This is a genomic window from Hymenobacter endophyticus, from assembly GCF_032464715.1.
GTDB classification, from domain to species: Bacteria; Bacteroidota; Bacteroidia; order Cytophagales; family Hymenobacteraceae; genus Hymenobacter; species Hymenobacter endophyticus.
Genome location: NZ_JAWDJT010000002.1, coordinates 323,040 through 335,799 on the forward strand (window position 1 = coordinate 323,040; position 12,760 = coordinate 335,799).

The window sequence follows — 12,760 nt, forward strand, 5'->3', positions numbered from 1 at the left end:
CAACGACCATGGAGCCGTTGCTTTTTCAAAGATACGGCCAGTTTGGGGGCCGATGCGCCAGTTTTTTTTACTCGAACACGATGCGGCGGGCCACCAGCCCGGGCGCCCGCACTAAGTACGTGCCGGCAGGCAGCGCCTCCCGGCGGATAAGCAAAGTGGGCTGCTCCCAGCGCAGGCGGCGCACTACGCGGCCCGTGGCATCCAGCACCTCTACCGGCTGAGGCCGGAACGCCAGCGCCGCTGGCCACTGCAGCTGCACGGTACCCGTAGCAGGTACTGGGTAAGCCTGCGGGGTAGTGCCCGCAGCCGATTTAGTGGCCGTTACAACTGCCGGCTGCCGAAGCAGGGGCCGCAGAAAATCCCGGACAACGCGCGTGGTGGTATCCATGTAGGCCATGGCCGTAGCGCTGCTGCCGCTATAGGGCACATGGCCGGCCCGCTTGAACGTATAGAGCCGGTTGACGATGCCCACGGCCGTAGCGCGGGCATGCAGGATGGAGCTGCCGTACACTTTCTGGGGCGGCAAGCCCCCGCCTACTGTGCCAGCGCCGTAGGGCACTACGGCATCGGCGGTGCCGTGCAGACTTACCAGGGGTACGTTACCGGGCTCAATCCAGGCGGGGCGGCCCAGGGCACCGCAGAGGTTGATAACGCCGCGCACGGCACTGCTGTAGCCGGGGTTGCCGCTGTTGCCTTCCAGCCCGCCCAGGTCGGCCAGCCCAATGTAGGCGGGCACTTCGGCAGCTTTATCAAGGTAGCCGGTTTGCAGAGCCATGAAGGCGCCGGCCGAAGAGCCCCCGGCGTAGATGAAATCGGAGTGGATGCGGTAAGTGCGGGCCGTAGCGGCGTCGCGGCGGAAGAAACGCACGGCGGCCCGCATGTCCTGCGTAGCCCGGATAGCCGCCCGACCGATATTCACGGTATCAAAGGGCAGAAACAGCAGGCGGTAATCAATGCTGGCCGTCACGTAGCCCATGCGGGCAAAGCGGGTGCACAGCTCCACCACGTCCGCGTCGTTCTTGTTGCCGGAAACGAACCCACCGCCGTGGGCAAACACGAGCAGCGGGCGGCGGCGTACAGTGTCGCCGGTGGGTTGATACACATCCAGGCGCAGGTTCTGGTTGCTGCCCAGAAAGTCGGTTGCCGCCCCGTAGGTCACATCCTGGGTGCGGGTGATGTTGGCGAAAATAGGCCGGTAGTAGCGGCCGCCGGTGGTATCAATCCGGCTTTGAGCCGAGGTAGCTCCTGCACTTCCCAACCACACACACAACAGAGCAAGTAGTAATTTCTTCATGAGGCTGTTTTATGTGATTTACGCAATATAAAATATAATTCCCCCGGTCAGAGGATTTATTTTCGGGCACTGCGCATACGTTCCCTCGCGGCGCGTAGTTCTGTTCAGTAGGTTTACCGCCTCAGATATGCTGACTATTATGCCCACTACCGCCCCTGCTCCTCTCCGCCCCGGCGACCAGGTTGCCATTGTCTGCCCCGCCCGCAAAGCCTCGCACGAGGAGCTGGCCGCCGCCGTTGCCACGCTGCAAAGCTGGGGGTTGCGTGTAGTGCTGGGGGCCAGTACCAACGTGGCGCACCACCAGTTCGGGGGCGAGGATGAAGTGCGCCGCCAGGATTTTCAGCAACAGCTCGACAACCCCGCCATCCGGGCTATTCTCTGCGCCCGGGGCGGCTACGGCACCACCCGCATTATTGACGGCATTGATTTCGGCCGGTTCGGGCAGGACCCGAAGTGGATAGCTGGCTTCTCGGATATCACCACCCTCAACTGCCATTTGCTGCGGCGCGGGCACCAGAGTATTCACGGGGTAATGCCGCTGCTGTTTCACCAGGAGGGCGGCGCGGACTCCCTGGAAAGCCTGCGGCGGGCGTTGTTCGGGAAGGAAATCAGCTACGCGGCCCCGGCCCACGCACTCAACCAACTGGGCACGGCTATCGGCGAGCTGGTAGGCGGCAACCTCAGCATCCTGCAAACCCTCACCGGCACCCAGTCGGATGTACCTACGGCCGGCCGCATCCTGTTTCTGGAGGATATTGATGAGTACCTGTATGCCATTGACCGGATGCTGGTACACCTGGACCGCACCGGCAAGCTGGCGGGGCTGGCAGGACTGGTGGTAGGGCACTTTTCCAACCCTCAGGATAATACCGTACCCTACGGCCAAACCCCCAACGAAATCATTCAGCACTACGCTGCGCAATACGGTTTTCCGGTGGCTCACAGTTTCCCGGTAGGCCATGAGCCCCATAACCAGGCCCTTGTCGTGGGCCGTTTGGCCCGCCTCACGGTAACGGCTGAGGGTACGCGCTTGGAGTACGTTTAACGCTCACCAATCTGCAGTCAACATGTCCGTCACGATTCGCCGCGTAACTGCCCAAGAGTTTCCCCAGCATGCAAGCGCCCTGACCGAACTGCTCCGTGATGCCGTAGATGCCGAGGCGTCCGTGGGCTTTCTGCCACCCATGAGTACTGCCGAGGGCCAGGAGTTTTGGCAAAGCGTGAGCGCAGGCGTTGCGGCCGGAACCACCCTACTACTGATTGCGGAAGAAGCCGGACAGTTGGTAGGCACCGTGCAGCTGGTGCTGGCCACCAAGCCCAATGGCCTGCACCGCGCCGAAGTGTCCAAGCTGCTGGTACCTACCTGGGCACAGCGGCGCGGCATCGGCCGCCAGCTCATGCGGGCCGCGGAGGAAACGGCCCGCCAGCATGGCCGCTCCACCCTGGTTTTGGACACGCTGCAGGGCGCCGGCTCGGAACTACTCTATCAAAGTCTGGGCTACACCGCAGCAGGAGTTATTCCGGCCTTTGCCCGCGTACCCAGCGGGGAACTGGAGGCTACAGTGGTGTACTATAAGTTACTGAAGTAACGCCTGTACCAGGTACACAGGCACAAAAAAGCCCCCGCAAGCTGATGCGGAGGCTTTCTCATCAAAGCAGTGTTTGGTTCTACTCCCCGTACACCACCGTCAGCAGCGTCTGGCCGACGGCTTTGAGGGTGCGTCGGTCGATGATGCTCATGTTGTCCTGGGTGGTGTGGTGGTAAGGCTGAAACTCGCCGTTGGGCAGGAAGTCGATAATGTCAATGGTGCGGATACCGGCGTTATTGGTAAACACGTGGTCGTCGGTGATGCCATAGCCATCAGCGAACAGGAAGTAGTCGGAAAAGCCCAGTTGGGAGGCCGTATTCCACACTTTGGCCACCACATCCGGAGCCTTCTGGCGGGAGAGTTCCTCGCGGCTGAACTTGCCACCCTTGGCTCCTACCATATCCAGCAAAATGCCATAATTGGGCTTATAACCGACGGGTAGCACGTTTTTAGCCCAGTACTGAGAGCCCAAGCACCAACTCTCCTGGTTGCCCAGCAGATTTTTCTTCTCGCTCTGGGTGCTGCCGTCGTAGCCGTAGTCCTCCGAGTCGAACAGGATGAAATCGACGCCGACGCCGGGAGCCAGGCTGTCTTTCTGCGCACCCAGCACGCGGGCCATTTCCAGGGCCACGGCCACACCGCTGGCCCCGTCGGAAGCGCCATCAAGCGGCGCGTTTTTCTTGTCTTTGTCCTTGTCAGCGAAGGGGCGGGTATCCCAGTGCGCGAAGATGGCCACCCGGCGTGTGGCCTGGGGCATGTACTGGGCAATGATGTTGCGCGACTTCAGCATTTTGCCGTCGAAGGCCATGGCCTCAAAGGGCTGCTCCTTTACTGTGAGGCCCGCTTCCTTGAACTTGCCGATGATCCAGTCGCCGGTTTTTACGTGGGCCGCGGTGTTAGGCACGCGCGGGCCGAAAGCTACTTGCTTGGCCGTGAAGGCGTAGGCTGAGTCAGCATTGAAGGCCGGGGCTTTGGGCAGCGCAGGCTCTTCGGTACCGGTCGTATCGGTAGTGGTTTCGGCGGTGTCGTTTTTGCTGGGGCAGGCCGTGAGCAGGAGCAAGCTAGCCAATGCGGCTGGAGCAAGACGGGAAAGTACAGACGTCATAGAAAGTGAATGAAGAACGTCATGCAGAGGCGCAGCCGAAGCATCTCGCGTGCTGATGTTGCAGTGGCAAGTTAACTACTCACGAGCGAGATGCTTCGGCTGCGCCTCTGCATGACGTTCAAACGTACCCGTTTACTCTTCGCTATATGCCCAGTCGATGCCGGCTTTGGTGTCCTTTACCACAATGCCCTGCTGCTTGAGCGCCGCCCGAATCTGATCTACCTTGTCATAGGCCTTGGTGGCTTTAGCTTCCTGGTAGAACTCCAGGGTAAGGCGGAGCAAATCCTCGGCGCTGGCCCGGGGCTCATCACGCAGGCCCAGCACGTCCTGCACCAGGGCCTGATAGGCCGTGGTGGCTTCCTCCAGAGCGGCGGCGCTAACGGTGGCCAGGGTGGCGGGGTTGGCAGCGAAGCCGTTGAGCTTGCGCAGCAGGTTAAATAGGCTGGCAATGCAGCGGGCCGTATTCAGGTCGTCGTTCAGGCCCACAAAGCAGTCCTGCACCAGCTTGTTCAGCTCCGCATCAGCGGCGGTAGTGTCGGGGGCTTTGCCTTCCGCTACGGGGGCCACGGTGCGGGCCTTGATTACCTCCGAGGACAGGCTGAACTCCCGCAGTTTTCCGAGCAGACGCAGGCCGTTCATGAGTTTGCGGTAGCCCTTACGGGCCGCCTGCAAACCTTCATCGGTAATATCTACGGGGCTGCGGTAATGGGCTTGCAGCAGGAAGAACCGGGCGGTCATGGGCGAGTACGCCTGGGCCAGGGTACCATTATCACCCGAGAAGAGCTGGCTGATGGTGATGAAATTGCCGAGCGACTTGCTCATCTTGGCCCCGTTCACCGTAATCATGTTGTTGTGCATCCACACCTGAGCCTCGTTGGTGGGGTGGTTGCAGGCCTGGCTCTGGGCAATTTCGCACTCGTGGTGCGGAAACATCAAATCCAGCCCGCCACCGTGAATGTCAAACTCAGCGCCGAGATATTTGCGGCTCATGGCCGAGCACTCCAGGTGCCAGCCGGGAAACCCGTCGCTCCAGGGCGAGGGCCAGCGCATGAGGTGGCGCTCATCGGCCTTTTTCCAGAGGGCAAAATCCAGGGGGCTGCGTTTCTCTTCCTGACCCGCCAGGTTGTCGCGGGAGCCGGCCAGCAGCTCCTCCACTACGCGGTTGGAGAGTTTACCATACTCGCGGCCGGCGGCATTGTAGGCGGGCACATCAAAGTACACCGAGCCGTTGGACTCGTAGCCGAAGCCATTGTCGATGATTTGCTGCACCATGTCAATCTGCTCCACAATGTGGCCGCTGGCCCGGGGCGTAATGTCGGGCGGGAGGCAGCCCAGGGCTTCCATGTGCTCCTGGTAGAGGTTGGTGTAGCCCTCGGCTACCTGCATGGGCTCCACCTGCCGGGCCCGGGCAATCTTCCCGATTTTGTCCTCTCCTTCGTCAGCGTCGCCTTCCAGGTGGCCCACATCGGTGATGTTGCGCACGTAGCGCACGGTATATTCGAGGTAGCGGAGGTAGCGCGTCAGCACATCAAACACCACCGGCCCGCGGGCGTTGCCCACGTGGGCTTCGTTGTACACCGTTGGCCCGCACAAGTACACGCCCACAAAGGGCGCATTGAGGGGCTGGAACGGGGCTTTGCGGCGGGTGAGGGTGTTGTAGAGCGAGAGTGGGTGCTGCATGGGTGCAAAAGTAACCGCCATAGCGGCATGAAACGGCGGCGGTGCCAGATTTTATAACCGCCTGCGGTAATACGTGCTCAAGGTGCCGAACAACAACCCAAGCCTGCCAAAGTCTGCTGCAGGCCGCATTTCCCCAAAACTTAGTTTAAAACCTAGCCCAAGCAGTACAAAAATCCGGGCGGGCAGTCTAAAAGGTTCGAAGGACAGTACAAGATGTTCCCTGAGGGGTACAACGGTTGTTATTTATGGGCGGGTTTCCGCAATTGGTAAGTGGCTGTGGTGGGAAAGTGGTCGGAGTAGGGAATGGAATAATGCACCTGAAAATCCTCGACGGAAAACTGGGGACCGGCAAACTGATTGTCGATACGCACGAAGGGTAGGCGGCCATTGTAGGTGCTACCCACCCCATTGCCCACGGCAGCCCAGCCATTCTGGAAATGGTCGGCCAGTTGGTCGTAGCTATAGCTGTAGGGCACGTCGTTGAGGTCGGCGCAGAGCAGAATGGGGTAAGGACACCGGGCAAAGCGCTGCACCAGTGTATCAATCTGCCAGTGCCGGGCAAGGGCTCCGCGCTTGAAGCGCCGCAGCAGACCGGCGCCCTTCTGCTTCAGGCCGGCCTTGCTGGAGTAGCTGTCCACGATGTCCTTCTCATCCATGCTCATGCTTTGCAGGTGGAAGCTGTACACGCGCACCGTATCCTGGGAGGGCAGGCGCACATCGGCCCACATGGCGTGGTTTTGGGTGAGCTTACCGAAGCTGATGGTGCCCCGGTGCACGATGGGAAAGCGCGAAAAAATGGCCATGCCAAACTCGGCCCCGGCGCTATTGGTCAGGGTTTTGGACAGGAACGCCTGCCGGCCCGACTCCCGCCCGATTTTATCTACCGTCCGGAACACCGCGCCATCCTGGGTGCGGGTGCCGGCTGGCTCGTTGTAAAACTCCTGCAGGCACAGAATATCGGCCGGGTTTTCCTGCAGCCACTGCACCATGGCCTTCGAGGATTGGAGCCCTTCATTGCGCAGCTGTGGATACACGTTGAAAATGCGCACGTTGGCCGACAGCACCTTTACCACCGGACCGTTGGCTGGCACAGGGGCATTGCTCAGCTTAAATGGATGCAGGGCCAGCCCCCGCTGAAAGTGCGGCCAGGTGAGCACCGCCAAACCCAGCGGCAGCAGTGCCACCGGCCAGCGCCGCAGCAGCCAGTAACCCAGCAGCAGCAGGTTCAGGGCCAGGGCCACGGGCAAGGTAAGCGCCCCAAAAATGGCTGGCCAAAAGGTATAGGCCGGAATCTGGACGCAGGCAATGGCTGCCAGCACCCACCCCATTACCAACACGGTACTCTTGAAAGCAAACGAACGACGCACGGGCAACCTTTCTGCGGCAGATAGAATCAGGTGGGCAAAGGTAACCGTTCCCAGTGAGCCAAGCGCCCCGGAAAATGGCGCGCATTTTCAACGCCACAGTGCGTATCTTTCGTCTGGTTTATTTCCATTCGTATATGCCCCAATTCTTACTCTTTATTTCTCTGTTGCTGTCCTGCCTGCCAGCTACGGCAGCCCCCCGCCCGGTTAATGCCCCCGAGCCCGCACAAAGCCTGGAGTTCGTGGAAAACAAAGGCCAATGGCCTCGGGCCGCGCTGTTTCGGGCCGAGGTACCTGGCGGGCAGCTCTACCTCACGGCCAGTGGCTTCACCTACTCCCTGTTGCACCCCGCCGATGTTGCCGCTCTAAGCCACCACGGCCAGAGCCAGGGCGCGGCTCAGCGCCAGCCGGCCCCGTCCCTGCTGCGGGGCCACGCGTACACCATGTCGTTTGAGGGCGGCAGCTCCCGGCCGGCCCTGGCCACTCAGCAGCCCACCGAGGGCACCCGCAATTACTTCCGGGGTTCCGATGCGCACCAGTGGGCCTCGCAGGTGCGCGGATACCGGCAGGTGCGCTACACCGGCATGTATCCCGGCATTGATGTGCAGCTGTACGAAAACCAGCAGAAGCACCTGGAATACGACTTCCTGTTGGCTCCGGGGGCTCGGCCCAACCTCATCCGCTTGCGCTACGATGGGCTCACCTCGATGAAAATAACCTCAGAGGGGCATCTGCAACTGGAAACCTCAGTAGGCACCATTGCTGAGCAAGCTCCCAAAGCTTGGCAAACCTCGCCCTCAGGCCAGCGCCAGCCGGTGGAGTGCCGGTTCGAGCTGGTTGGCCAGACGGTGCGCTTCCGCTTGGGCAGCTACGATACCAACCGGCCGCTCACCATTGACCCCACGGTGCTGTTCTCCTCGTTTACCGGCTCCTCGGCCGATAACTGGGGCTTCACGGCAACCTATGATGCTCAGGGCAATATGTACTCCGGTGGGGTAGCCTTCGACCAGGGTTACCCCACTTCCCCGGGCGCTTTTCAATCCTCCTTTGCCGGGGCCGGCGACGTGGCTATCATTAAGTACCGCGTGACCACCTCCGGGCCAGCAGCCCGCCTGTACGCTACCTATCTCGGCGGCTCCGGCACCGATGCCCCCCACAGCTTAGTAGTGAATAACGCAGGCGAGCTGGTGATTCTGGGCTCCACGGGCTCTGGCAATTTTCCTACCTCAACGGGAGCTCTGCAGCGGAATTTTCGTGGCGGTAACTCCGTGAACCCTACAGGGGGCATTTCCAGCGGCCCAATGGGCTACGGCAGTGGGTCCGACTTGTTTATCAGCACCCTGAGCTTCGACGGTACCCGGCTCACGTCGTCAACTTACTTGGGCGGCAGCGCCAATGATGGCCTGAACCTAGGGCTGGTGAACAACTACGGGGATGCCTTCCGGGGCGACGTACTGACCGATGGCGAAAACAACATCTACATTGCTACTGTCACGCAAAGCGCCGATTTTCCCCTGGTGCAGCCAATTCAGGGCACTCGCCGGGGCAGTTCCGATGCCGTAGTCTGCAAGCTTAACCGCCAGCTAAGCCGCCAGCTTTGGAGCACCTACCTGGGAGGCGCCGGGGCCGAAGCCGCCTTTTCCCTGCAGCTCACTCCCAACCAGCGCCTGTTTGTGGCCGGCGGCACCGACAGCCCCGATTTCCCGACGACGGCCGGCGCCCTGCAACGGCAGCAGCCCGGCGGCCGCGACGGATTTGCCGTCTGCTTCTCCCCCAACGGCACTACCCTGCAGCACGCCACGTACCTGGGCACGACTGCTTCCGAGTTAGCTTTCTTTCTGCAGCTGGATGCCGATGGCGACGTGTACGTGCTCGGCCAGACCAGCTCCAGCAATTACCCTATCACAACGGGCTTGTATGGGGTACGGGGGGCGCATCAGTTCATTCATAAGCTCAGCCCCGATCTGGCCACCACCCGTTACAGCACAGCTTTCGGCTCCACGTCACCTGGCTACGATATTTCACCCACTGCTTTTCTGGTAGATGACTGTGAACGGGTGTATGTGAGTGGCTGGGGCGGCAACAGTAACGCCGATTATGCCGGCGGTTCCACTCGCTTGTTGCCTACTACGGCCAACGCGCTGCAGCGAACCACTGATGGCAGCGACTTTTACATTGCGCAGTTTACTGCCAGCCTTACTGCGTTGGAGTACGCTACTTTTTACGGGGAGACAGGCGGCACCGGTGAGCACGTGGATGGGGGCACCTCCCGTTTTGATAAAAAAGGCGTGGTGTACCAAGCCGTATGCGGTGGGTGCCGGGGCACTCAGGGCTTCCCTACCCCAGCTGGCGCCAACTACTACACTACCCGCAACGGCAGCAGCAACTGCAACAACGCCGCCTTTGTCATCAGCTTTGGCCTCACCGTAGCCGAAACCGGCCCCGCCCGCTACGTGTGCGCCAGCAGCGGGCCCGTAACCCTGGGCGGGCAGCCGGCCGGCGGCACTTGGAGCGGGCCGGGTGTAACACGCCAGCCCGATGGCACTTATCAGTTTCAACCCACGGCGGCGCTAATAGGCCGCAACGTGCTGCAGTATTCCGTCGTCACCACCGGCATCTGCCGGAGTGTGCGGCCCCTGGCCATGATTGTAACTCCCGAGCGCACAGTTAATATTAGCGCGGTACCCGCCCTGTGTGCCAGCGGCTCACCCGTAACGCTGCAGGCCACGCCGGCCGGCGGTACCTGGAGCGCCACAAAGGGGCTCACGGGCAACGTGTTTAACCCCCAGCAGGCGGGAGCCGGCACGTACACGCTCACCTACTCCTTCGCCGATACCCTTGGCTGTGGCTCGGCCACCCGCACCATTGTGGTAAACCCCTTGCCACAAATAGCAGCCGGTCCCAACCTCACGTTTTGCGCCTACGAAACCCAGCCCGTGCAGCTTAGCGGCTTTTCACCGGCCGGCGGTACTTGGAGCGGTACCGGGGTTACTGCGGGTGGTTTGTTTACGCCTCCGAACACCAACCTGCGCGGGGACATCTTTACGCTTACCTACTCCGTTACGGAAAATGGCTGCGTGAACACGGCCACCCGTCAGGTATTACTGGCTCCCTCTCCGGCCATCAATTTCCCCCTGAGCGCGCCGGAGTGCACCAGCTTCCCGCAGTACACCGGCTTGGCTCCCTTCAGTTGTCCTTTCGTACCCGTCCTTTCCGGCGGCACCTACGTCTGGGATTTTGGCGATGGTAGCCCAACGTCAACCGAAGAGGCCCCCACGCACGTGTACGAGCAGCCCGGCAACTATACCGCTAAGCTCACGGCCCGCTACGCCAACTGTACCGTAGAAACCAGCTTCGTGCCAATAGTGGTGGGCGAGGTATTTGTGCCTAACATCATCACCCCCAACCACGACGACAAGAACGAAACCTTTATTCCCCGCTTCAGCTGCCGGCCGGCCCGCCTGCAGGTGTTCACGCGCTGGGGCAATAAGGTATTTGAAACCGATACCTACCGCAACGACTGGCGCGCCGACAATCTGCCCGACGGCCTGTATTATTATCACCTGAAAGATGCCGATGGCCGGGCTATAAAAGGTTGGGTTACGGTTGAGCGGTAGGCTCTCCCCGGTTTCGTCAGCCAGGCCCATACCGCTGCCTTGTCCAGCACCTTCACAACCAGCCCCCGCCCAGAACTGGCGGCCTCACTACCAGCTGACTTGCTCTTCGGCGCAAACCGGCTACTGGCTTGCTTTCCGTGATTTTGCGTTGTATCTTTGCCCCAGCAAATTAGGATGTGAACAGAGGGGACGGATAGTCCCCTCTTTCTTTTATCAGCTGTCCCGCCCATGAAACTCGACCAAGCCCGCCTCTCCGAGATGCTCCAGGATAGTCTACCTGTTGATGGTAGTCTGTTCGTGGTGAGCCTCGCCGTGTCGGATGCCATTCGGCCCAAAGTAACGGTTACCCTGGATGGGGAGCAGGGCCTTGGCATTGATGAGTGCGCGCAGATTAGCCGCCGCCTGGCCCGCCGCGTGGAGGAAGAATACGGCGAGGAAATCAGCTACACGCTGGAAGTCACCTCCCCCGGTGCCGACCAGCCCCTGCGCGACCCTCGCCAGTACACCCGCCACGTGGGCCGCAGCCTCAGCCTGAAACTGGCCGATGGCACCGAAAAAACCGGCGTACTGGAGGCAGCTGATTCCACTGGCATTCAGCTGGCCGAAGAAATAAAGGAAAAGAACAAGAAAAAGACTCTCCCGGCCGCTTTTGTGCCCTTCGCCGATATCAGCGAAGCCAAAGTGGTGATTTCTTTTAAGTAGTATAGGGTTGTCAGTAGCGCGTTATCCGTTGTCGGCTTCACCAGCCCGCACGCAATCTGCCAGCCACTGCCAACCAACAACCAACAACTAAAAATCAGCATGAACAGCAACGTCCTGATTGAATCGTTTGCCGAATTCGCCCGGTCGAAGAACATTGACCGCCCCACGATGATGAGCATCCTGGAGGAAGTATTCCGCACGATGATTCGCAAGAAGTACGACGACGACTCGAACTTCGACGTGATTCTGAACGTGGATAAGGGTGACCTGGAAATTTGGCGCAACCGCGAAATCGTGGACGACAACTCCGAGGACATCTGGGACTTCGACAAAATTCCGCTGACGGAAGCGCAGAAAATTGAGCCCGACTTCGAAATCGGCGAGCAGGTAGCCGAGGAGGTGAAGCTGGAGGATTTCGGCCGCCGCGCCGTGCTCATGGCCCGCCAAACGCTGATTCAGCGCGTGAAGGACTTGGAGCGCGACAATCTCTACCAGACTTACAAAGATCAGGTAGGTGAGGTAGTGGTAGGCGAAGTGTACCAGGTATGGGGACGCGAAGCTCTCATCCTAGACAAGGACGAGAACGAGTTGGTATTACCCAAAGGCGAGCAAATCCCCAAGGACCGGTACCGCAAGGGCGACTCCATTCGGGCCGTCGTGCACCGCGTGGATGTGCTCAACGGCACGCCTAAAATCATTCTGTCGCGTGCTGCTCCCGCTTTCCTGGAGCGCCTGATGGAGCAGGAAGTACCCGAAATCTTCGATGGCCTCATCACCATCAAAAATATCGTGCGGGAACCCGGCGAGCGGGCCAAAGTAGCCGTAGAAAGCTTCGATGACCGTATTGACCCGGTGGGAGCCTGCGTGGGTATGAAAGGCTCGCGTATTCACGCCGTAGTGCGGGAACTCGAGAACGAAAACATTGACATTATCAACTACACCGACAACCTGGAGCTCTACATTGCCCGGGCCCTGTCGCCGGCCAAGCTCACGTCGATGAAAATCAACGAACAAACTGGGCGGGTTTCGGTGTTCTTGAAGCCCGACCAGGTTTCGTTGGCCATTGGCCGCGGTGGCGCCAACATCAAATTGGCCTCACGCTTGGTTGGTATGGAAATCGACGTGTTCCGGGATGCCGGTGACTTCGAGGAAGATATTGCCTTGGACGAGTTCCAGGATGAGATTGAAGGCTGGATTCTCGAGGAGCTGAAGAAAATCGGCCTCGATACCGGCCGCGCCGTACTGGCCGTTAGCAAAGAAGACATCGTGCGTCGCACGGAGCTGGAGGAAGAAACGGTGGAAGAGCTCTTCCGCGTGATCCGCCAGGAGTTCGAAGATAACGAAGACCAGGAGGAAGAAACCCCAAATTCCGGCGACGCGCAATGAGTGCGCGGCGGCCGGTACGGCAC

9 protein-coding genes are annotated in these 12,760 nt (G+C 60.3%); 5 read left to right on the forward strand and 4 right to left on the reverse strand.

Annotation, left to right across the window (positions count from 1 at the left end; translation table 11 throughout):
- Positions 1-67 precede the first annotated feature (67 nt).
- Positions 68-1,294 (reverse strand): alpha/beta hydrolase, encoded by a 1,227-nt coding sequence (locus ROI90_RS03770; RefSeq protein ID WP_315996993.1) that lies wholly within the window; start codon positions 1,292-1,294, stop codon positions 68-70.
- Between the two features lie 127 nt (positions 1,295-1,421).
- On the opposite strand from ROI90_RS03770, the gene ROI90_RS03775 reads away from it, so the two are divergent.
- The gene (locus tag ROI90_RS03775) at positions 1,422-2,339 is read left to right on the forward strand and encodes a S66 peptidase family protein (RefSeq protein ID WP_315996994.1); all 918 of its coding nucleotides are present in this window, start codon (positions 1,422-1,424) and stop codon (positions 2,337-2,339) included.
- A 22-nt stretch (positions 2,340-2,361) separates the two neighbouring features.
- Positions 2,362-2,883: a GNAT family N-acetyltransferase gene (locus ROI90_RS03780; protein WP_315996995.1), complete on the forward strand. Its 522-nt coding sequence runs from the start codon at positions 2,362-2,364 to the stop codon at positions 2,881-2,883.
- A gap of 79 nt (positions 2,884-2,962) precedes the next feature.
- On the opposite strand, the gene ROI90_RS03785 is transcribed toward ROI90_RS03780, so the two are convergent.
- From ROI90_RS03785 to ROI90_RS03795, 3 genes are all read right to left on the reverse strand, one after another.
- Entirely contained in the window at positions 2,963-3,988 is a 1,026-nt protein-coding gene (locus tag ROI90_RS03785; protein WP_315996996.1) for a M28 family peptidase, read from the reverse strand.
- Between the two features lie 132 nt (positions 3,989-4,120).
- On the reverse strand, positions 4,121-5,668 hold the full coding sequence (gene cysS / locus ROI90_RS03790; protein WP_315996997.1) for a cysteine--tRNA ligase: 1,548 nt from the start codon (positions 5,666-5,668) through the stop codon (positions 4,121-4,123).
- Positions 5,669-5,907: 239 nt separating this feature from the next.
- On the reverse strand, positions 5,908-7,035 hold the full coding sequence (locus ROI90_RS03795; RefSeq protein ID WP_315996998.1) for an endonuclease/exonuclease/phosphatase family protein: 1,128 nt from the start codon (positions 7,033-7,035) through the stop codon (positions 5,908-5,910).
- A 134-nt stretch (positions 7,036-7,169) separates the two neighbouring features.
- Between ROI90_RS03795 and ROI90_RS03800 the strand changes: the two genes are divergently transcribed.
- From ROI90_RS03800 to nusA, 3 genes are all read left to right on the forward strand, one after another.
- Positions 7,170-10,649: a DUF7948 domain-containing protein gene (locus tag ROI90_RS03800; protein WP_315996999.1), complete on the forward strand. Its 3,480-nt coding sequence runs from the start codon at positions 7,170-7,172 to the stop codon at positions 10,647-10,649.
- 228 nt (positions 10,650-10,877) lie between these two features.
- On the forward strand, positions 10,878-11,351 hold the full coding sequence (locus tag ROI90_RS03805) for a ribosome maturation factor RimP (protein WP_315997000.1): 474 nt from the start codon (positions 10,878-10,880) through the stop codon (positions 11,349-11,351).
- A 99-nt stretch (positions 11,352-11,450) separates the two neighbouring features.
- Positions 11,451-12,737 carry a transcription termination factor NusA gene (gene nusA, locus ROI90_RS03810; RefSeq protein ID WP_315997001.1) on the forward strand — a complete coding sequence of 429 codons (1,287 nt, stop codon included), beginning with the start codon at positions 11,451-11,453 and terminating at the stop codon, positions 12,735-12,737.
- Positions 12,738-12,760: the final 23 nt, after the last annotated feature.

Coding starts and splice junctions, on each gene's coding strand:
- ROI90_RS03770 (WP_315996993.1), bottom strand. CDS start 1,294: ATGAAGAAATTACTACTTGCTCTGTTGTGTGTGTGGTTGGGAAGTGCA.
- ROI90_RS03775 (WP_315996994.1), top strand. CDS start 1,422: ATGCTGACTATTATGCCCACTACCGCCCCTGCTCCTCTCCGCCCCGGC.
- ROI90_RS03780 (WP_315996995.1), top strand. CDS start 2,362: ATGTCCGTCACGATTCGCCGCGTAACTGCCCAAGAGTTTCCCCAGCAT.
- ROI90_RS03785 (WP_315996996.1), bottom strand. CDS start 3,988: ATGACGTCTGTACTTTCCCGTCTTGCTCCAGCCGCATTGGCTAGCTTG.
- cysS (WP_315996997.1), bottom strand. CDS start 5,668: ATGCAGCACCCACTCTCGCTCTACAACACCCTCACCCGCCGCAAAGCC.
- ROI90_RS03800 (WP_315996999.1), top strand. CDS start 7,170: ATGCCCCAATTCTTACTCTTTATTTCTCTGTTGCTGTCCTGCCTGCCA.
- ROI90_RS03805 (WP_315997000.1), top strand. CDS start 10,878: ATGAAACTCGACCAAGCCCGCCTCTCCGAGATGCTCCAGGATAGTCTA.
- nusA (WP_315997001.1), top strand. CDS start 11,451: ATGAACAGCAACGTCCTGATTGAATCGTTTGCCGAATTCGCCCGGTCG.